General features: G+C 71.7%; 18 protein-coding genes and 2 tRNA genes. 9 read left to right on the forward strand and 11 right to left on the reverse strand.

Features of this window, described 5'->3' with window-relative positions; all coding sequences use genetic code 11:
• Positions 1 to 23 precede the first annotated feature (23 nt).
• Positions 24 to 617 carry a carboxymuconolactone decarboxylase family protein gene (locus tag AC3YNX_RS17090; protein WP_489996225.1) on the forward strand — a complete coding sequence of 198 codons (594 nt, stop codon included), beginning with the start codon at positions 24 to 26 and terminating at the stop codon, positions 615 to 617.
• 10 nt (positions 618 to 627) lie between these two features.
• Here the strand turns inward: AC3YNX_RS17090 and AC3YNX_RS17095 are convergent, their stop codons facing one another.
• On the reverse strand, positions 628 to 1,548 hold the full coding sequence (locus AC3YNX_RS17095; protein ID WP_489996226.1) for a sigma-70 family RNA polymerase sigma factor: 921 nt from the start codon (positions 1,546 to 1,548) through the stop codon (positions 628 to 630).
• Between the two features lie 69 nt (positions 1,549 to 1,617).
• Between AC3YNX_RS17095 and dnaG the strand changes: the two genes are divergently transcribed.
• Both dnaG and AC3YNX_RS17105 read left to right on the forward strand, forming a co-directional pair.
• On the forward strand, positions 1,618 to 3,507 hold the full coding sequence (dnaG, locus tag AC3YNX_RS17100; protein ID WP_489982876.1) for a DNA primase: 1,890 nt from the start codon (positions 1,618 to 1,620) through the stop codon (positions 3,505 to 3,507).
• Positions 3,504 to 4,016 carry a hypothetical protein gene (locus tag AC3YNX_RS17105; RefSeq protein ID WP_489996227.1) on the forward strand — a complete coding sequence of 171 codons (513 nt, stop codon included), beginning with the start codon at positions 3,504 to 3,506 and terminating at the stop codon, positions 4,014 to 4,016. The genes dnaG and AC3YNX_RS17105 overlap by 4 nt, the downstream gene beginning before the upstream one ends.
• On the opposite strand, the gene AC3YNX_RS17110 is transcribed toward AC3YNX_RS17105, so the two are convergent.
• The gene (locus AC3YNX_RS17110) at positions 4,013 to 4,294 is read right to left on the reverse strand and encodes a hypothetical protein (protein ID WP_127783434.1); all 282 of its coding nucleotides are present in this window, start codon (positions 4,292 to 4,294) and stop codon (positions 4,013 to 4,015) included. The two genes, AC3YNX_RS17105 and AC3YNX_RS17110, sit on opposite strands and share 4 nt — an antisense overlap.
• A gap of 167 nt (positions 4,295 to 4,461) precedes the next feature.
• Here AC3YNX_RS17110 and AC3YNX_RS17115 point away from each other — a divergent pair.
• The 4 genes from AC3YNX_RS17115 (at position 4,462) to bphC (ending at position 7,079) form a co-directional block, all read left to right on the forward strand.
• Positions 4,462 to 4,537: transfer RNA gene (locus AC3YNX_RS17115), tRNA-Asn, on the forward strand.
• A gap of 63 nt (positions 4,538 to 4,600) precedes the next feature.
• Positions 4,601 to 4,674 (forward strand) — tRNA-Ile (locus AC3YNX_RS17120).
• 274 nt (positions 4,675 to 4,948) lie between these two features.
• Positions 4,949 to 6,130 carry an acyl-CoA dehydrogenase family protein gene (locus tag AC3YNX_RS17125; RefSeq protein ID WP_489996228.1) on the forward strand — a complete coding sequence of 394 codons (1,182 nt, stop codon included), beginning with the start codon at positions 4,949 to 4,951 and terminating at the stop codon, positions 6,128 to 6,130.
• Positions 6,131 to 6,173: 43 nt separating this feature from the next.
• Positions 6,174 to 7,079: a biphenyl-2,3-diol 1,2-dioxygenase gene (gene bphC / locus AC3YNX_RS17130; RefSeq protein WP_127783432.1), complete on the forward strand. Its 906-nt coding sequence runs from the start codon at positions 6,174 to 6,176 to the stop codon at positions 7,077 to 7,079.
• Between the two features lie 66 nt (positions 7,080 to 7,145).
• Here bphC and AC3YNX_RS17135 read toward each other — a convergent pair whose 3' ends face one another.
• The 3 genes from AC3YNX_RS17135 to AC3YNX_RS17145 form a co-directional block, all read right to left on the reverse strand.
• Positions 7,146 to 8,306: a lipase family protein gene (locus AC3YNX_RS17135; protein ID WP_164860638.1), complete on the reverse strand. Its 1,161-nt coding sequence runs from the start codon at positions 8,304 to 8,306 to the stop codon at positions 7,146 to 7,148.
• Between the two features lie 186 nt (positions 8,307 to 8,492).
• Complete coding sequence (locus tag AC3YNX_RS17140) at positions 8,493 to 8,639, reverse strand: hypothetical protein (RefSeq protein ID WP_164860637.1); 147 nt, start codon at positions 8,637 to 8,639, stop codon at positions 8,493 to 8,495.
• A gap of 12 nt (positions 8,640 to 8,651) precedes the next feature.
• Entirely contained in the window at positions 8,652 to 9,740 is a 1,089-nt protein-coding gene (locus AC3YNX_RS17145) for a GH25 family lysozyme (RefSeq protein WP_164860636.1), read from the reverse strand.
• Positions 9,741 to 10,167: 427 nt separating this feature from the next.
• Here AC3YNX_RS17145 and AC3YNX_RS17150 point away from each other — a divergent pair, with 427 nt between their 5' ends.
• The gene (locus AC3YNX_RS17150) at positions 10,168 to 10,683 is read left to right on the forward strand and encodes a DUF3145 domain-containing protein (protein WP_489996229.1); all 516 of its coding nucleotides are present in this window, start codon (positions 10,168 to 10,170) and stop codon (positions 10,681 to 10,683) included.
• Positions 10,684 to 10,805: 122 nt separating this feature from the next.
• Here the strand turns inward: AC3YNX_RS17150 and AC3YNX_RS17155 are convergent, their stop codons facing one another.
• The 6 genes from AC3YNX_RS17155 to AC3YNX_RS17180 form a co-directional block, all read right to left on the reverse strand.
• Positions 10,806 to 12,242: an acyl-CoA carboxylase subunit beta gene (locus tag AC3YNX_RS17155; RefSeq protein WP_127783428.1), complete on the reverse strand. Its 1,437-nt coding sequence runs from the start codon at positions 12,240 to 12,242 to the stop codon at positions 10,806 to 10,808.
• Positions 12,243 to 12,324: 82 nt separating this feature from the next.
• Positions 12,325 to 13,581: a beta-ketoacyl-[acyl-carrier-protein] synthase family protein gene (locus AC3YNX_RS17160; protein WP_127783427.1), complete on the reverse strand. Its 1,257-nt coding sequence runs from the start codon at positions 13,579 to 13,581 to the stop codon at positions 12,325 to 12,327.
• Positions 13,578 to 13,817, reverse strand: a complete 240-nt coding sequence (locus AC3YNX_RS17165) for an acyl carrier protein (RefSeq protein WP_127783426.1) — start codon at positions 13,815 to 13,817, stop codon at positions 13,578 to 13,580. The genes AC3YNX_RS17160 and AC3YNX_RS17165 overlap by 4 nt, the downstream gene beginning before the upstream one ends.
• A gap of 40 nt (positions 13,818 to 13,857) precedes the next feature.
• Complete coding sequence (locus AC3YNX_RS17170) at positions 13,858 to 14,847, reverse strand: beta-ketoacyl-ACP synthase 3 (RefSeq protein WP_489996230.1); 990 nt, start codon at positions 14,845 to 14,847, stop codon at positions 13,858 to 13,860.
• Complete coding sequence (locus tag AC3YNX_RS17175) at positions 14,844 to 15,761, reverse strand: ACP S-malonyltransferase (protein ID WP_127783424.1); 918 nt, start codon at positions 15,759 to 15,761, stop codon at positions 14,844 to 14,846. Before AC3YNX_RS17175 ends, AC3YNX_RS17170 begins: the two co-directional genes overlap by 4 nt.
• Before the next feature lie 202 nt (positions 15,762 to 15,963).
• Positions 15,964 to 17,151, reverse strand: a complete 1,188-nt coding sequence (locus AC3YNX_RS17180) for a PucR family transcriptional regulator (RefSeq protein ID WP_206517997.1) — start codon at positions 17,149 to 17,151, stop codon at positions 15,964 to 15,966.
• A gap of 196 nt (positions 17,152 to 17,347) precedes the next feature.
• Here AC3YNX_RS17180 and AC3YNX_RS17185 point away from each other — a divergent pair, with 196 nt between their 5' ends.
• Complete coding sequence (locus AC3YNX_RS17185) at positions 17,348 to 18,958, forward strand: ABC transporter substrate-binding protein (protein WP_127783423.1); 1,611 nt, start codon at positions 17,348 to 17,350, stop codon at positions 18,956 to 18,958.
• The last annotated feature ends 1 nt before the right edge of the window (position 18,959 follow it).

Genomic DNA, 18,959 nt, shown 5'->3' on the forward strand with positions numbered 1-18,959 from the left:
CCGGGTGGGCCCAGGCGGAGGAGATGACGACCATGCCTCGTGTTCCTGCTGTGCCCAGCCGTGGTGCCGGACTGCTCAACCGGGTGGTGCACGCCTACGCCCGCCGGCGCTTCGGGGCGGTGCCCGAGCCGGTGGCGGTGGCCGGGCACCACCGACGGCTGATGCTGGCCTCCGCGGTCCACGAGACGGCGGTGGAGCGGGCGGCCACCGTGCTGGAGCCGAGCCTGCGCGAGCTGGTCCAGCACCGCACCGCCACGGTGGTGGGCTGCTCGTGGTGCGTCGACTTCGGCGCGATGCTCGCCCTGCACCGCGGGCTGGACGCCGACCGGCTGCGCCACCTCGACGACTACGCCACCTCGCCGCTGTACAGCGACACCGAGCGGCTGGCGCTGGACTACGCCGGGGCCATGACGGCGCTGCCGGTCACCGTCACCGACGAGCAGGTGGCTGAGCTGGACCGCCGGCTGGGCCACGCCGGGCTGCTGGAGCTCACCTACCTGGTGGCGCTGGAGAACGCCCGGGCACGGGGCAACGCCGCCCTGGGGATCACCGACCAGGGCTTCACCAGCGGGTCGGCGTGCGCGGTGCCCGTCGCCAGCCCAGGGCCGCGGCCCTGAGCTGGTGCGCTCAGGCGGGCAGGTGGCGCAGCTTGTCCGGGTTGGCCACGTCGTAGATCGCGGTGATCACCCCGTCGCGCACGTCCAGGGTGACCACGTGCGTGCCGGTGGCCGCGTGCTCGGCGTCGCCGGGGTCAGCCGGCAGCACCAGCCCCAGCTCACCGTTGACCAGCACCGGCACCGCCCGGGCCTGGTCGTAGCCGTACTTGTGCACCAGGCCGAGCAGGAACCGTGCCACCTTCTCGGCACCGACCACCACCTTCAGCGCGGTGCGCGCCCGGCCGCCGCCGTCGCCGGTGAGCGCCACGTCGGGGTGCAGCAGCGCGGTCACCGCGAGCACGTCCCCGGTGGCCAGCGCCGCAAAGAGCTCACCCACCAGCTGCTGCTGGGCGGCGGGCACGGCGCGCGGAGCTGGGCCGGCCTCGGCCAGCCGCCGCCGGCCGCGGGAGGCGTGCTGGCGGGCCGCGGCCACCGTGCAGCCCAGCGTCGCGGCCACGTCGGCGAAGGGCACCCCGAAGGCGTCGTGCAGCACGTACGCCACCCGCTGCTCCGGGCTGAGGGTGTCCAGCACCACCAGCACGGCCAGGCGCACGTCGTCGTCGTGCACCAGCCGCTCCAGCGGGTCGGCACCCGCGGCGTCCAGGGAGGTGACCACCGGCTCGGGCAGCCACGGGCCGGGGTAGGTCTCGCGGCGCGCCGCGGCCGAGCGGAGCCGGTCCAGGCAGAGGTGGCTGACCACGGTGGTGAGCCAGGCGGGCAGGTTGGTGATCTCCGTCGCGGCGTCGGTGCCCAGGCCGGCCAGGCGCAGCCACGCCTCCTGCACGGCGTCCTCGGCGTCGGCGATGCTGCCGGTGAGCCGGTAGCCGACCGCCAGCAGGTGTGGCCGGTGCTCGACGAAGCGCTGGGCCAGCGCGTCGGGTGTGACGCTCACCAGGGCAGTGTGCCTGAGCGAGGCGGAGGTGGTCGCCCCTCGCTGGTGCCGGGTCCTAGACTCCAGGGCGTGGCTGGCCGAATCCCCGAACGTGACATCGCGGAGATTCGTGAGCGCACCCGCATCGACGAGATCGTCGGCGACTACGTGGCGCTCAAGCCCGCGGGCAGCGGCTCGCTGAAGGGCCTGTGCCCCTTCCACGACGAGAAGAGCCCCTCGTTCAACGTCCGGCCCGAGCACGGCACCTACCACTGCTTCGGCTGCGGCGAGGGCGGTGACGCCATCAGCTTCATCCAGAACGTGGAGCACCTCAGCTTCGTGGAGACGGTGGAGCGCCTGGCCGACCGGGTGGGCTACAAGATCACCTACGAGGGCGGCGGCACCACCGTGCACCGCGACCGCGGCACCCGGGCCCGGCTGGTGGCGGCCAACGCCGCGGCGCAGGAGTTCTACGCCGCCCGGCTGCGCGAGCCCGACGCCGAGGCCGCTCGCGCCTACCTCGTGGAGCGCAACTTCGACGCCGCGGCGTGGCTGACCTTCGGCTGTGGCTACGCACCCGGCGGCTGGGACACCCTCACCAAGCACCTGCTGAACAAGGGCTTCGAGGCCAAGGAGCTCATCGAGGCGGGCCTGGCCTTCGAGGGCAAGCGCGGCCCGATCGACCGCTTCCGCCGCCGGCTGCTGTGGCCACTGCGCAACCTCGGCGGCGACGTCATCGGCTTCGGCGCCCGCAAGCTCTACGACGACGACACCCTCGAGGCGAAGTACGTCAACACCTCCGACACCATGCTCTACAAGAAGTCGCAGGTGCTCTTCGGGCTGGACCTGGCCAAGCGGGAGATCGCCAAGCGCCACCAGGTGGTCATCGTGGAGGGCTACACCGACGTGATGGCCATGCACCTGGCTGGGGTGACCACCGCGGTGGCCACCTGCGGCACCGCCTTCGGCGAGGAGCACATGGGGGTGCTGCGCCGGCTGCTGATGGACGACTCCTACTTCCGCGGCGAGGTGATCTACACATTCGACGGCGACAAGGCCGGGCAGGCGGCGGCGCTCAAGGCCTTCGACAGCGACCAGAAGTTCGCTGCCCAGACGTTCATCGCGGTGGCCCCGGCCGGACAGGACCCGTGCGAGCTGCGGCAGGCCTCCGGCGACGCCGCGGTGCGTGACCTGGTGGCCCGGCGCACCCCGATGTTCGCCTTCGCCGTCAAGGCGCTGCTGGCCGAGCACGACCTGGAGACCGCCGAGGGCCGGGTGGAGGCGCTGCGCCGCACCGCGCCGGTGGTGGCCCGCATCAAGGACGTGGCGCTGCGCGACGAGTACGCCCGCCAGCTCGCCGGCTGGATCGGCTGGGACGAGACCGCCGACGTGCTGCGCCGGGTGCGGGAGAGCGCGGGGGAGCGGCCGGTGCGCCCGCGCCGCACGCGCGCCGTGGAGGTCGTGGCCGCACCGGAGGGGCCGGCCCGGCCCAACCCGGCCGACCCGCGGCTGTGGGTGCAGCGCGAGGCGCTCAAGGCCGCGCTGCAGCTGCCCGCCGTGGCCGGGCCGGTGTTCGACTCGCTGCCCCCGGAGACCTTCGACCACCCCGCCTACGTCGCCCTGCACGCCGCGATCGGCGCCGCCGGCGGCACCGCCGCCGGGCTGGGTGGCGCGGCCTGGATGGACGCCGTCGCCCACCAGGTGGCCGCGCCCACCGTGCGGTCGCTGCTCACCGAGCTGTCGGTGGAGCCGCTGCGGATCACCACCACCGACGAGCCCCGGTACGTGCAGAGCGTGCTGTCGCGGCTGCAGGAGGTCTGGGTGGGCAAGCAGGTGGCCGAGCTGAAGTCGCGGCTGCAGCGCATCTCACCGGCGGACGACCCGGACGAGTACCACAACCTCTTCGGCGACCTGGTCGCCCTCGAGCAGTACCGGCGCGGACTGCTGGAGCAGACCAACGGCGAGCAGGGCGTGGGGTGAGCCTGCTCGACCGGCTGCTGCACCGGGTCCCGGTTCCCGAGGGCTCGGTGGGCACGCTGCAGCCCCAGGAGGAGGCGCTGGTGGCGGCGCCCCTGCGCGAGGGGCACCTGGTGGCGACGCGGCTGGGGCTGTGGGTGCCGGGGGGAGCCGGCCCGCGCCGGCTGGACTGGCACCTGGTGAGCAAGGCCACCTGGGACGGTGCCGCGCTGGAGCTGGTGGTCGCCGAGGTCACCGGGCAGGCGGGACGGGCCGTGCTGCTGGCCGACGCGGAGCGGCACAGCTACGCGCTGGAGCGGCCCGGCAAGCTGCCCCAGGTGGTGCAGCAGCGAGTGACGTCGAGCATCCGCTCCACCCACCACAAGGCGCTGCCCGGTGGCGGCGCGTGGTTCGTGCAGCGCGCGGTGCCCGGGCGCAACGGGGTGGTGCTGCAGGTGCGGGTCGACCGGGGCACCGATGCCGAGGTGGTGGCCGACATCGCCGCCTCGGTGGCGGAGCAGCTGCCGCGCTAGGGCTGGGTGGGGCCGGTGGTGGTGCGCGCGGCGCCGCGCTGCTTCTCCACGTACACCGTGCCGTCGGCGTCCAGCGGCTCCAGCTGCCTGGTCGACGGGGCGTCCAGCGCCACCAGCAGCTTGTCCCGCGCCACGTCGCGCGCGATGACGGCCAGCTTGCGCGTGGTGGGGCTGTTGGCGATCCGCTGGTAGTTGCGGTTGATCAGCTCGTAGCGCTCGCGCCCGGCCTTGGTGCCCATGACGTATCCGGTCGCGGCCACGATCACATACCCGATCATCGTCGGTGGTCCCTCTCGCTCGGTGCGTCTGCCCCGGTCCATCTTGCCGTACGGCGTCGTACAGGGCACCGCGGGCGGAGGTAACCTGGCCCGGTGCGAGGCCCCCTTGGGCGTGCGCTAAGGTTTCAACCCGTCGCCCCACGCAGCACCGGAGCGGCGCACTGCGGTCCCCTGTAGCTCAATTGGCAGAGCAGCCGACTGTTAATCGGCAGGTTACTGGTTCGAGTCCAGTCGGGGGAGCCACCACTCCAGAGCCAGTCCCCAGCTAGTGTGCTCAGGACTGGCTCGTCCAGCCGTCCACTACCTGGGGCAGTAGCTCAGCTGGTTAGAGCAGCGGACTCATAATCCGCCAGCCGTCGGTTCAAGTCCGACCTGCCCCACGCACAGCCTGCCCCGCCGAGGGTGCGGGCCGTCCGCCGCGCCGCTCCCGCTGAACGGGACGAGCCGGCTACCTCACCTCCCACAGGGCCACGATGGCCGAGACGCACTGTCCAGTGCCGTCGTGAGCGGCCCCGCGGAGGAACTGATGCACGTCACCGACGACGTCGTCCGGGACCGCGCCCTGGCGCCGGGCGCCGCGCCAGCCTTCACGCCGCGCGCGAGCCGGCACCTTCCGGCAGCATCCGGCACGGACACCCCCAGAAGGACGACTGCATGAGCTACGAGGTTCTCGCCCGCATCAACGAGCACGCGGATGCCCTCTTCGTCGAGGGCGAGGAGGCTGAGCGCATCGGTCGCCTGGCCGACGACTCCGCGAAGAAGATGAAGGAGGCCGGCTCCATCCGCATGCTCCAGCCCAAGGAGTTCGGCGGCCTGGAGGTGCACCCGCGGGAGTTCGCCGAGACGGTGATGCGCACCGCCTCCATCAACCCCTCCGCGGGCTGGGTGCACGGCATCGTCGGTGTGCACCCGTGGCAGCTGGCCTACGCCGACCCCAGGGTGCAGCAGGAGATCTGGGGCGAGGACGAGAACACCTGGATGGCCTCGCCGTACATGCCCGGCGGCACCTGCGTGCCGGTGGACGGCGGCTACCAGTTCTCCGGCCGCTGGCAGTTCTCCTCAGGCACCGACCACTGCGACTGGGCCTTTCTCGGTGCCTTCGCCTGCAACCCCGACGGCAGCATGGTCATGCCGCCGAAGATGCTGCACGTGATCATCCCGCGCACCGACTACCAGATCATCGACGACTCCTGGGACGTCGTGGGCCTGCGCGGCACCGGCTCCAAGGACGTCGTGGTCAAGGACTCCTTCGTGCCCGACTACCGGGTGATGGAGTGGGAAGAGGTCTGCGACGGCACCGCGGCACGCAAGTACGGACGCACCGAGACGCTGTACCTCATGCCCTGGTCCACCATGTTCCCGCTGGGCATCACCTCGGCCACGCTCGGCATCTGCGAGGGTCTGCTGCACCACGCCAACGAGTACCAGGCCGACCGCATCGGCGCCTCGGGCACGGCCATCAAGGACGACCCCTACACCCTGTACCACTTCGGCCAGGCCACCGCGGACCTCCGCGCTGCCCGGGACAGCCTGTTGGCCAACGTCGACCGCATCTGGGACAAGGTCGACGCCGGCAAGACCGTCAGCTTCGAGGAGCGCGCCGCGGGCCGCCAGACCCAGGTGCGCGCCGCCTGGACCGCGGTCAACGCCATCGACCAGATCTACCCGCGCTGTGGCGGCAACGCCCTGCGGATGGACAAGCCGCTGCAGCGGTTCTGGCGGGACGCCCACGCCGGACAGCACCACGCGATCCACGTTCCCAGCACGGTGTTCCACGCCGCCTCCCTGAGCCGGCTCGGCGCGGAGCCGCAGGGCGCGCTGCGCGCCATGATCTGATTTCTCTCTGACCAGCACCTTCCACCACAGACACGGAGACACGATGACCGACATCAAGGGCCTCGGCTACGTCAAGATCCAGACCGCCGACATGGAGCGCTGGCGCACCTTCGCCTTCAAGGTGCTGGGCTTCGCCGAGGGCAGCGGCCCCGACGAGAAGGCGATGTACCTGCGCATGGACGAGCGCGCCGCCCGCATCATCGTCGTCCCGGCTGAGTCCGACGGCGTCGTCAACGTGGGCTGGGAGGTGGGTGACCACGCCGCGCTGGTGCGGGTGCGCGAGCGCCTGGAGAAGGCGGGCGTCGAGGTGACCCAGCTGTCGCTCGCCGAGGCCGACGCCCGCCGCGTCGAGGAGGTCATCGCCTTCACCGACCCGGCCGGCGCCGCCATCGAGATCTTCCACGGCGCGGTGCTCGACCACAGCCCCGTCGTCACCCCCTACGGCGCCAAGTTCGTCACCGGCTCGCAGGGCCTGGGTCACGTGGTGCTGCCGGCGCAGGACTTCAACGGCACCTTCGACTTCTACACCGAGGTGCTCGGCTTCTACCCGCGTGGCGCCTTCCGCCTGCCCACCCCGCCGGAGTACGGCGCCATCCGGGTCCGCTTCCTGGGGGTCAACGAGCGCCACCACAGCCTGGCGCTCGCCCCCACCCAGAAGTCCGGCGACCCGGGCCTGATCCACATCATGGTGGAGGTGGACACCCTCGACGCCGTGGGCCAGGCCCTGGACCGCGTGGCCAAGGACGGGTTCTCGCTGTCCTCCACCCTGGGCCGCCACACCAACGACAAGATGGTGTCCTTCTACGTGCGGGCACCCGGTGGCTGGGACATCGAGTTCGGCACCGAGGGCATGACGGTCGACCAGAGCACCTACTCCGGCGAGGAGATCACCGCCGACAGCTACTGGGGCCACGACTGGTCCGGCAGCGAGCCGCTCGCGGCGATGTAGTCCGCACCTGCACGACGCAGGGGGCCGGCTCACCCATGGGTGAGCCGGCCCCCTGCGCGTGGTGGGTCAGCAGACGTTGACCGGTGGTGCCCCTCCGAACCGGGCGCCCAGGAAGCCCAAGGCGCTCGGGATGCCCAGGATGGCCAGGAGTCCGTGGTCGGGCCACGGAATCCGCTGGGACTCCACGACGGCCCCCTGCGCGCAGTACAGCCCGACGAGCCGGTCGGCGCCCTCGGTGGGCACGGGGATGTCGATGAACGCGTGGTAGATCAGCACCGGCGACTTCGGCGGGCTGCCACCGAGGGTGTTGTCCGCCAGTGCATTCTGGACGCCCGGGGTGCCCAGTGCGTTGGGCGTGACGGTGAGCTCGTCGATCCGCCGGTTCGCGCCGATCCAGTTGGTGCTGTCGCCGCACGCCGTGGCCAGCTGGTCCCGCACCTTCTGCCCCTCGGCGTTGAGCAGGTCCTCGATGCCGGCATCCGGGTACTCCCGGCCGAGGCCGATGGTGGAGCGCAGCAGCAGCCCCGACGCGCCGGACCCGTCGTTGCGGCGGGCGATGTCGTTGAGGTCGTAGGAGACGCCGCCCTCGGCGCTGCCCACGATGTTCAGGTCAGGCGCGTAGGCGCCGTGCAGCTGCGCGGCCCACGCGGTGGCCTGTCCGCCGCCGGAGTACCCCCACAGCCCGAACGGAGTGTCGGGCCCGACGATGCCCAGCGGGGTGAAGCCCCGCACCGCCCGGGCACCGTCGAGGACCACCTGCCCGGAGAGACGCCCCGCGCCGTAGGCGGCGTTGGGTCCCTCGTGGTCGGGGACCGTCACGGTGTAGCCCAGCAGCAGCAGCAGCGCGAGGTGGAACTCCTCGCCGAACCGTCGGGTGGGCAGCGTCTGGGACGGCGCGCAGTCGGGGCTGATGGAGTTGATGATGGCCTGGAAGGAGACCACCCGCCGCGGACCGTTGTCGGCCGGCAGCAGCACGGTGGTCGCTGCGGCGATAGGGTTCTGCTGGCTGTCGTTGGACCGGTAGACCAGCTGGTAGCCGGATACCGGATAGCTGTAGAGCTGGATGGTCACCGGTCGAGACCGGATCACCTCACCCGGCGCCAGCGCGGCCAGGTTGGCCGGCGCGGCGAAGAACGGGTCGGCGACGGGCGTCGGCACCATCGGCGCCGCCACCGCGGCCGGCGGGGCGACCACTGTGGTCGTGACCGCCGCCACCGCGATCGCCATGGCCGGAACCATCTTCCGAACACGGTGCCCCCAGGCCCGTTTTTGTCCACTGTGCATTGAGTCCCCCTTGCTGACAACAGTGACAGCAAAGTAGCGGACCCAGGCGCTGCGGCGAGGGAAAACAGGGAGAATAGCGGAAAGAACTACGCCCTGTCAATACAGAACTACAGAGGGTGTTTGCCCAGGTCAGTCGCGGTGGGGTGCGCCCGGGGTTTCCGCCTCCACCTCGCGAGTGGCCATCCCGCCGTGACCGCCCTTGTCCTCCGGTCCTGGCGTCAGCTCGGGGCTGTCGTCACTGCGCGGGTCCGGGTCACGGTCGGGATGGCTGCTCATGGGGAGAGCCTCTCAGAAGGACAGCACCGGCGCGAAGCCGATGTTGTTGAAGAAGTCGGGGTCGGCGGGGGAGGGCAGGCTGATGGCGATGAGCGCACCGAGCCCGCCGTTGGCGGTGATGGTGAGCGGGAACGTCTTGTTCTTGCCCGCGGCCAGTGCCGGAACGGTCAGGTCGGTGTTCGGGCCCGCCGCGGTGCCGCCACCGGTGCTGGTGGTGGTGAACGCGCCCAGCGGGATCACGCTGACGGTCGCGGCCGGCGAGCTGGCGGGCCCGTGGTTGGTCGCGGTGACGGTGGCGGTGAAGCTCTGCCCCGGGGCCACGTTCAGCGGAGCCTGGAGGGTCACCTGCAGGTCGGCGGTCTTGGGGGGGACCGGGGCCGCCCCGCCGCCGCTGCTGCCGGCGAGCCGGGCCAGGGCGTTGGCGTCGCCGGAGAAGCGGTTCATGTCGACGTTGGCGTTGATGCCGGCGATCCGGCCGGTGTCGCTGTACTGCCAGATCTTCCACGAGGTCCAGCCGCCGAAGAGGGTGGGCGCGGAGATCGAGGTGTTGTAGTGCGCGGCCCACAGCGGGTAGCGGGCGAACTGGGTGGTGTTGTTCAGGTACTCCGACCAGTACCAGCGTGCGGCGTAGACCAGGGGCACCCGGCCGGTGCGGCGCTCGACGGTGTCCAGCCAGCGCTGCGCCCAGTTGACCAGGTCGGTCGCGCCGAGCTGGGAGCCGGTGTCCTCGTAGTCCAGCGCGGGCGGCAGGTGCCCCACCTTGGCGTAGTCGCCGATCGTGTCCAGGTAGCAGTTGGCCTGCTGCTCCGCAGAGGCGTAGCGGTCCCCGGCCTGCACGGTGGGGCGCGCGTAGTGGTAGGTGCCCAGGTACATCCCGGCGTTCTTCACGCCGACCGCATCGTTGCGGAAGTAAGGGTTGACGTAGCCGCAGTTTCCCTCGGTGGCCTTCACGATGGCAAAGGACTGCCCGCCCTGGTTCTTGACCGCGGACCAGTTGATGCTCTGCCCGTTGGGGTGCTGGTAGGACGCCGCGTCGACCCCGGATATCTGTGCTGCGGCGGTTCCGGTCAGCCCCAGCAGAAAGGCTGAGGCGAGGGTCATTGTGGCCGCGGTGCGGAAGCGGAATCGGCGGGGGGACTTAGGGAGAGCCTTCATGGCACCCTCTCTCGGTACGGCGTGCGTGGTCAGCGGCGGTGCATTCTCAGCGTTTCGTGCGTGCCACCCGGAGAAACGCTCGGGTGCACCGTTCACCGACGAGCGGGCGCCCTTTCGAGCGGGCTCCGCGCTCGGCGACATGGGCGGGTTGTGCACCGTCGCCCAACACGCCGACGCACAGTGATGTCTAACATACGGACAGTGATGTTAGAAGGGGAGATTCCATTTCTTTTCCTGAGAGAACTGTCACTGGCGTAACAGGGGCACCGCAGGGCACACTGAGTGCGCTGCGGCACACGCGCACGTGTCAGCTTCGGGACCGAGGTCGTTGGGGAAGACGTACCTCGTCTGAGCCGGAGGTGGACTTGTGGGCATGTCAGAGCAGTGCGCAGAGGGAACGATGGGCGTGGTCTACGTCCACTCGTCCCCCGCTGCGGTGTGCCCACACGTCGAGTGGGCGTTGTCGGCCGCGCTGAACACGCGCGCCGGCTTGCGGTGGACCGAGCAGCCCGCGCTGTCCGGGCAGCTGAAGGCGACCTGTTCGTGGGTCGGCCCAGTGGGCACGGGGGCGCGGCTGGCCAGTGCGCTGCGTGCGTGGCCGATGCTGCGCTTCGAGGTCACCGAGGACCCGAGCCTCGGCGTGGACGGCGAGCGGTTCAGCCACGTGCCCGGTCTGGGCCTGTGGCACGGCAGCACCAGCGCCAACGGCGACGTGGTGCTCGGCGAGCAGCGCCTGCGGGCCATGATGGCCGCCGCGGGCGCCGACTCCGAGCGGCTTGCCGCCGAGCTGGACAGCGCGCTGGGCGCGGCCTGGGACGAGGCGCTGGAGCCCTACCGCTGCAGCGGCGACGGCCTCGAGGTCACCTGGCTGCGCCGCAGCGTCGGCTGACGCCGGCCTCGGGGGTGGAGGCTCACCCGGCGTTGCGGGCCCTTGTCGCCCCTGGAGAGACGCCTGTGGGGCGCTCAGGAACCTGAACGCCCCACGAGGTGGTGGTTGCCTGCCCCCGGCGGCTACAGCGGAATGTTGCCGTGCGCGCCGCGGCCGGCCGGGGCCGACGCCAGGGTCTCGGCGATGCGCCGCCGGGTGTCGGCGGGGTCGATGACGTCATCCACCACCCCGATGGCGATGGCACGGTTCACCCCGCCGGCGATCTCCTCGTGCTCGGTGGCGAGCCGCTGGTGCAGGGCCTCGCGGTCCTCCTCCGACGCGGCGGCCAGCGCCTTGCGGTGCAGGATGCCCACCGCGGCCTTGGCCCCCATCACGGCGACCTCGGCGTTGGGCCAGGCGTAGACGGCGGTGGCGCCCAGGGACTTGGCGTTCATGGCGATGTAGGCGCCGCCATAGGCCTTGCGGGTCACCAGGGTCACCCGCGGCACGATCGCCTCGGCGAAGGCGTGCAGCAGCTTGGCGCCGCGGCGCACCACCCCGTCCCACTCCTGGCCGACGCCGGGCAGGTAGCCGGGCACGTCCACGATGACCACCAGGGGCACCCCGAAGGCGTCGCACATCCGCACGAACCGGGACGCCTTCTCGGCGCTCTCGGAGTTCAGGCAGCCGCCCAGGCGCAGCGGGTTGTTGGCCACCACACCCACGGTGCGTCCAGCCAGCCGGCCCAGCCCGATCACCACGTTGGGCGCCCACTTGGGCTGCATCTCCTCGAAGGAGGAGATGCCCTCGGCGGTGTCGTCCAGCAGCTCCCACAGCAGCGGGTGGACGTCGTAGGCCCGCTGGCGGGCGACAGGGAGCACCACGCCGAGGTCGGTCTGCACCGCGGCCTTGGCCATGTCGAAGATGCCCGGCCGCGCGAACAGCCCCACGAAGCGGCGTGCCCGCTGCAGGGCGTCCGGCTCGTCCTCGGCCAGCACGTGCACCACGCCCGACTTCTTGCCGTGCGCCTCCGGGCCCCCGAGCGCGGCCATGTCCACCTGCTCGCCGGTGACGCTGCGCACCACGTCCGGTCCGGTGACGAACACCCGCCCCTCCGGCGCCATGATCACCACGTCGGTCAGCGCCGGCCCGTAGGCGGCACCGCCGGCAGCAGGGCCGAGCACCACCGAGATCTGGGGCACCTTCCCCGAGGCGCGCACCATGGCCGCGAACACCAGGCCCACGGCGTCCAGCGCCTCCACGCCCTCGGCCAGCCGGGCACCACCGGAGTGCCACAGCCCGATCACCGGGCAGCGCTCCTTGGTGGCCTTGTCGATGGCCTCGACGATGTGCAGGCAGCCCGCCGAACCCATCGCGCCACCCATCTTGGTGGCGTCGGTGCAGAAGGCCACCGCCTTGGCGCCGTCCACGAGCCCGCGGGCGGCCAGCACCCCGGAGGTGTCGCGCGGGCGGAGCAGCACGACGGTGCCGGGGTCGAAAAAGTTCTCGAGGCGGACCAGCGGGTCGCGCGGGTCCAGCTCCTCGAGGGGTGCTGCCTCGGTGTGGGCAAGTGCGGTCATGGGTGCTCCTGGGCAGACAGCGGGAGCCAGGCCCAGGTCGGGTCGGACTCTCAGTTCGGGAGAGAGAGGTTCACAGAGCTGGTCAGACGCGGGTGAAGGCGAGCGCGACGTTGTGCCCGCCGAACCCGAAGGAGTTGTTGATCGCCGCGTCGATGGTCACCTTGCGCGGCGACCCCGTGACCACGTCGAGATCGATGGCCGGGTCCTGGTTGTGCAGGTTGGCAGTCGGCGGGATGACCCCCTCGCGGATCGAGAGCACCGTGACGATGGACTCCACCGCACCGGCCGCGCCGAGCAGGTGGCCCAGCGACGACTTGGGGGCGGTGACCGCGGCGTGCTCGCCGATGGCACCGCGGATCGATGCCGCCTCGGCGGCGTCGCCGATCGGGGTGGACGTGGCGTGCGCGTTGACGTGGCCCACGTCGGCGGCGGAGATGCCGGCGGTGGCGAGCGCCTTGCGCATGGCGCGGGACTGGCCCTCGCCGTCCGGCGGGGAGGCGGTGATGTGGAAGGCGTCGGAGGTGGTGCCGACGCCAGCGAGCCGCCCGAGGATGGTCGCGCCGCGGGCAGCGGCGAACTCGGCCCGCTCCAGCACCACGATGCCGGCGCCCTCGCCGAGGACGAAGCCGTCGCGGTCGACGTCGAAGGGCCGCGAGGCCCCGGTCGGGTCGTCGTTGCGGGTGCTCATCGCGCGCATCTGGGAGAAGCCGGCGAACGGGATGGCGGCGATGCACGACTCGGTGCCGCCGGCGATGACCACGTCGGCCTCGCCGGTCATGATCATCCGCCAGCCCCAGGCCAGCGCCTCGGCGCCGGAGGCGCAGGCGGAGACCGGGGCGTGCACGCCGGCGCGGGCGCCGCGCTCCAGGCCGACCGCTGCGGCCGCACCGTTGGGCATGAGCATCGGGATGGTGAGGGGGGAGACCTTGCGGAGGCCATGGCCCTCCAGCAGGTCGTCCTGGTCGAGCAGGGTGTTGGCGCCGCCGATGCCGGTGCCGACGACCACGGCGAGACGCTCGGGGTCGACCTCGGGGGCACCGGCGTGAGCCCAGGCCTCGCGGGAGGCGACCACGGCGAGCTGCTGGCAGCGGTCCAGGCGGCGAGCCTCGACGCGGGTGAGGATCTCGGTGGGCTGCACCGCGAGCTGGGCGGCGATGGTGACGGGCAGGTCGAACTTGGTGACCCACTCCTGGTGCATCGGCGCGATGCCGCTGCGGGCCTCGAGCAGGCCGGACCAGGTGGAGGCGACGTCCCCGCCCAGGGGTGTGGTGGCACCGAGCCCGGTGACGACGACCCCCTGGGGGGCGCCGTCACCGGGAGTGCTGGAGAAAGACGTCACTTGTTCTTCGCGATGTAGTTCACGGCGTCGCCGACCGTCTTCAGGTTGGCGAGCTCGTCGTCCGGGATCTTGACGCCGTACTTGTCCTCGGTCTGGACCGCGATCTCGACCATCGACAGGGAGTCGATGTCCAGGTCGTCCACGAAGGACTTGTCCACGGTCACCTCGGACGCCTCGATGCCGACGACCTCCTCGATGATCTCGGCCAAGCCGGAGGTGATCTCTTCGTTGCTCACAGGTGGTGATTCCCTTCTGGTGTTGGGTAGAACCGCAAGATCATGGCAGCAGCACAACTTGGGCTGCGAAGCACAGTCCGGCGCCGAAGCCGACGAGCAGGGCCACGTCGCCGCTGCGCACCGTCCCCTCCGTGCGGAGGTGGTCCAGTGCCATGGGTATAGATGCAGCCGAGGTGTTGCCCGAGCTGATGATGTCGCGCGCGAGGACCATCTCGTCCCGCGCGCCCTCCTTGCGCAGGGCCTTGGCGATGGCCTCGAGGATGCGCAGGTTGGCTTGGTGGGGGATCAGCACGTCGATGTCGCCCGGCTTGATCCCGGCGCGCTCGATGGCGGCCAGCGCCACCGGCGCAATCTTGGTGGTGGCCCAGCGGAAGACCGTCTGGCCCTCCTGCTGCAGGAACGCGGTGCGGTCGGGGATGCTGATCACGTCGGCCATGTCGCCCGAGCTGCCCCACACCACCGGACCGATGCCGGCGGGGTGCTCGGCGTCGGCTGCGCCGATCACGGCGGCACCGGCTCCGTCGGCGAAGATGATGGCGGTGGAGCGATCCTGCGGGTCGACCCAGTCGGTGAACTTCTCCGCGCCCACCACCACGACGGTGCGGGCGCTGCCGGAGCGGACCAGGTCGGCGGCGACGGCCAGGCCGTAGGTGAACCCGGCGCAGGCGGCGTTCACGTCGAACGCGCCGATGCCGTTGACGCCCAGGCCGGTGGCCACGCGGGCGGCGGCGTTGGGCACCGAGGTGGGCATGGTGCAGGTGGCCACGATGACCGTGTCGACGTCGGCCGGCACCAGGCCCGCATCAGCGATGGCCGCCGTGGCGGCGGAGGTGGCCATGTCGACCAGCAGCTCGGCGGGGTCGGCCACGTGCCTGCTGACCACGCCGACGCGGGAGCGGACCCACTCGTCGGTGGTGTCGATGGTCAGGGCCAGCTCGTCGTTGGTGACCACGCGGGCCGGCTGGTAGCTGCCGACGCCCAGCAGGCGGGCTCCGACGACAGGTGCCGCCAGCTGGAGCGCGGGGCTCACTGGGTCACCGCGAGGGCGGTGAGCGCAGCGAGGTCGTCCGGGGTCTTCAGGGCCAGGGTCGGGGTGCCGCGCAGCTCCCGCTTGGCCATGCCCACCAGCGCCCCGGACGGGGGAAGCTCCACCAGTGCGGTGGCGCCGAGCTCGGCCATGGTGGCCATGCACGCGTCCCAGCGCACCGGGTTGGTCACCTGGGTGACCAGTCGTCGCAGCACGTCCTGGCCACTGTGGACCACCTGGCCGTCGGCGTTGGACAGCAGGGGGCGGACCGGGTCGTGCGGGGTGATGGCGGCGACGCGCTCGGCGACGGCGTCCTGCGCGGAGGCCATGTAGGGCGTGTGGAAGGCGCCGGCGACGCTGAGCCGGCGGATCCGGGCCTTGGCCGGCGGGTCGGCCTCGAGGGCGTCCAGGGCGGTGAGCAGTCCAGCGGCCACCACCTGGCCCTTGGCGTTCTGGTTGGCCGGGACCAGGCCCAGCTCGTCCAGGCGGGCGGTGACCTCCGCGGCGTCGCCGCCGAGCACGGCCGCCATGCCGGTGGCCTCGGCGGCGCAGGCGGCCCCCATGGCCGCACCGCGCACGGCGGCCAGCGCGACCGCGTCGTCGGGGGAGAAGACCCCGGCGATGGCGGCGGCGGCCAGCTCACCCACGGAGTGTCCGGCGGTCAGCACCTCGCTGGGCAGCTCGCCACGACGCTCGAGCTCCTCGTAGGCCAGCAGCGCGAGGGCCACGACCAGCGGCTGGGTGACCGCGGTGTCGGTGATCTCCTCGGCGGTCGCGGTGGTGCCCAGCCGGGCGAGGTCGAGGTCAGCGGCAGCCGACCACGCCGCCACTCGCTCTGGTGCGCCGGGCAGCGCCAGCCACGGTTCGAGCATGCCGGGAGCTTGCGAGCCCTGGCCGGGTGCGAGTAAGGCGATCACGGACATCAGGAAACACGGTCCGGGTGCAGCAGGTCCCCGTTCTGGGGCACCAAGTCTGCGGCTCGGTGTTGTGGGATTCCTACAACGGTCCCGGGGCGGTCGGTGTGCCGCGCCATCCGGGCGGGCAACCGCAGTGGGCGTCCTTAGCGGGCGGGCGAGTCGCTGACGTGCGCGGACGTCGTGGCTGGGTGCGGATGAATCGCTAGGCAGAGGGGCGAGACTCGGTGAGTCGGCCGACGGCCAGGGCAACGCGCAGGACGTACGCGTCGCGCGGAACGCTCGGTTCGCGGTGCGTGATCTCTGCCACTTTTCGCAGTCGGTAGCGCACCGTGTTGGCGTGGACGAACAACGACCGCGCGCAGCTCTCGATGGCGCCGCCCCCCTCCAGGTAGGCCTGCAGGGTGCTGGCCAGCGACCCGCCGGCCTCGTCCAGGGGGTGCACCACGCCCTGCAGCAGGGCGCGCTCTGCGTAGGGGTCCCCGGCGAGCACGCGCTCGGGCAGGAGGTCGGCGGCGAGCACCGGGCGCGGTGCGGCGGGCCAGGCGGGGACGGCGCGCAACCCCGCCATCGCCTCCAGTGCGCTGCGGTGCGCTGCCCCCACCGAGCTCGACGTCGGGCCCACCACCACCGGCCCTGCGGCGAAGCAGGCCGCGAGGTCGTCGAGCAGGGCGGGCTGCAGCCGCCCGCTCACGATCACCACCAGCCGCGAGCCCTGCACCCCGACCAGGGCGTTGCGTCCGTGCTCGGCGGCCGCGGCGTGCACCGCACCCACCAGTGCCAGGCCCTCGTCGTCGGGCGGGTTGCCCACCAGCACGGTGGCCAGCGAGCCGAGGTCCCAGCCCAGCGCCGACGCGCGGGACAACAAGGACTCGTCGGCGTCGCCACGCACCACCCCGTCCACCACCAGGGCTTCCAGGCGCGCGTCCCAGGCCCCCCGGGACTCCGCCGCCGAGGCGTAGACGGTGGCCGCGGAGAAGGCGATCTCCCGGCTGTAGCGCAGCACCGCCTCGGTGAGGGCCACCCGCTGCTCGTCGTCGTAGGCCAGCGCGGGCAGGTAGCGCTCGAAGACCCCGGTGGCGGTGCGCACCATGTCCACGGTCTGCCGCAGGCTGACCTGCTTCATCAGCTCGGGGGGGACCGCGCCGAAGGCCTGGGTGGTCAGCTGTACCGCGGAGTCGGGGTCACGCAGCCAGCGGACGAAGTTGGTGACGCCGGTCTGCACCACCAGGGCCACGCTGGCGCGGACGTCCGCGCCGAGCTCCTCGAAGAAGGGCAGCGTCTCGTGCATCGCCGCGATCGCCTGCACCGAGTACTCGCCGGAGGACAGCTCGAGCTTGCGGATCAGCCGGCTCGGCAGGGGCGCGGAGGGGCGGGACGCGGAGGGGGACACCCTCGGCAAGGTAGCGCCTGCCGACGCGCAACGGCGCGCAGGGGAGGGCGGCACAGCCCCAGGCGCATTCCGGTGAGTGGGAGGCGAACCGCCGAGGTGTGGTCCGCATCACCAGGATTGCGGCGATCTCCGGTGCGTGATGCACGTCTCAGCAGGCGTCGCGCACCGGTCCTGCACGTCTGGAGGAGGAACATCGATGACCCGTCTGACGAGGACGCGCTGGAGCCGGATGGCTGCAGCCACCGTGGTGGGCAGCCTGCTGCTCGCCGGGTGCGCCGGCGGCACCGAGAGCAGCGGTGACAAGACCGCCCAGGACGGCCCTGCCGTGCGGGTCGGGCTCGTCGGTGAGCAGGGCGACGGCGGCGAGCCGGTCCGCGGCGGCACGCTCAGCTATGCCACCTACGCCCCGGTGTCCACCCTGGACCCGCTCGTCACCTACGCGACCGGATCCACCGGCGGCACCGAGCTGGCCGCGGTCTACGACCTGCTGGTGCGCTACGACGCCCAGACGGACAAGTACGAGCCGCAGCTGGCCAAGGCCGTGGACGTCAGCGAGGACCAGAAGACCTGGACGCTGACCCTGCGCGACGGCGTGACGTTCAGCGACGGCACGCCCCTGAACGGGCAGGCCGTGCTCTGGAGCATCCAGCGGTACCTGGACAAGCGGGGCTTGAACAGCCAGCTGTTCAAGACCGGGGTGTCCAAGATGGAGTCACCCACCCCCAGCACCGTGGTGTTCACCCTCACCGAGGCGTGGCCGGAGTTCTGGGCGATGCTGTCCTCCGGGCCGGGCGTCATCGTGGCGCCCAGCTCGATGCAGAGCGGGAAGTTCACCCCGATCGGGGCAGGTCCGTACACCGTCGAGCGGCTGTCTCCGCAGAACGAGCTGGTCCTCAAGGCCAACCCGGGCTACTGGGGTGGCGAGCCGAACATCAGCACGCTGCGCTTCGTGAACATCGCCGGTGAGCAGGCCAAGGTCGACGCCTTCAAGTCCGGTGGCGTGCAGATGATCTACCTGCGCAACCCGGAGGCCACCGAGCAGATCACGGCGATGAACGCACCTGCCTTCGTGGACACCGGTGCGCTGGGCAACGTGGGCGTGATCAACCACCGTCCGGGTCGCCCGGGCGCCGACGTGCGCATTCGCCAGGCGATGGCCTACGCGGTCAACCCCGAGGCCATCGACCAGCGGGTGTACGCCGGCAAGGGCATGCCCGGCGCCGACCTCTTCCCCGAGTGGTCGCGCTGGCACACCGACGTCCGTGGGCTGGGCTACGACCCGGAGAAGGCCAAGCAGCTGCTCGAGGAGGCGAAGAAGGACGGGTACGACGGTCGCCTCACCTACGCCGGCTTCATGGAGCCCAAGGCCCAGGCGCAGGCGCTGGCCGTCCAGGCGATGCTGCAGGCCGTCGGGTTCACCGTGGAGATCAGCTACGCCAACAACGTCACCGAGCTGACCAAGCGGATCTACGTCGACAACGACTACGACATCAGCCGCGGGTCGTTCAGCCTGTGGGAGGCGGCTCCGCAGATCCGCCTCGCCAGCACCCTGGCCAGTGACTCCGACACCAACTCCATGGGCTACAAGAACGCGGCCATGGACGCCGCGCTGGTGAAGGTGAAGTCGGCGAGCACCGACGCGGACAAGCGCACCGCCATCGCGGAGATCCAGAAGCTGATGAACGAGACCGTGCCGTTCCTCACCTGGGGCACGCAGGCCGCGCTGATCCCGTGGCAGACCTCGGTGCACGGCCTCAAGCCGAGCCTGGACGGGATCATCCTGTTCGACAAGGCTTGGATGAAGTAAG

It is taken from the genome of Rhodococcus sp. Z13_19A (genome assembly GCF_058133575.1).

Coding starts and splice junctions, on each gene's coding strand:
- AC3YNX_RS17090 (WP_489996225.1), top strand. CDS start 24: ATGACGACCATGCCTCGTGTTCCTGCTGTGCCCAGCCGTGGTGCCGGA.
- AC3YNX_RS17110 (WP_127783434.1), bottom strand. CDS start 4,294: ATGATCGGGTATGTGATCGTGGCCGCGACCGGATACGTCATGGGCACC.
- AC3YNX_RS17125 (WP_489996228.1), top strand. CDS start 4,949: ATGAGCTACGAGGTTCTCGCCCGCATCAACGAGCACGCGGATGCCCTC.
- bphC (WP_127783432.1), top strand. CDS start 6,174: ATGACCGACATCAAGGGCCTCGGCTACGTCAAGATCCAGACCGCCGAC.
- AC3YNX_RS17135 (WP_164860638.1), bottom strand. CDS start 8,306: ATGGCGATCGCGGTGGCGGCGGTCACGACCACAGTGGTCGCCCCGCCG.
- AC3YNX_RS17140 (WP_164860637.1), bottom strand. CDS start 8,639: ATGAGCAGCCATCCCGACCGTGACCCGGACCCGCGCAGTGACGACAGC.
- AC3YNX_RS17145 (WP_164860636.1), bottom strand. CDS start 9,740: ATGACCCTCGCCTCAGCCTTTCTGCTGGGGCTGACCGGAACCGCCGCA.
- AC3YNX_RS17150 (WP_489996229.1), top strand. CDS start 10,168: ATGTCAGAGCAGTGCGCAGAGGGAACGATGGGCGTGGTCTACGTCCAC.
- AC3YNX_RS17155 (WP_127783428.1), bottom strand. CDS start 12,242: ATGACCGCACTTGCCCACACCGAGGCAGCACCCCTCGAGGAGCTGGAC.
- AC3YNX_RS17185 (WP_127783423.1), top strand. CDS start 17,348: ATGACCCGTCTGACGAGGACGCGCTGGAGCCGGATGGCTGCAGCCACC.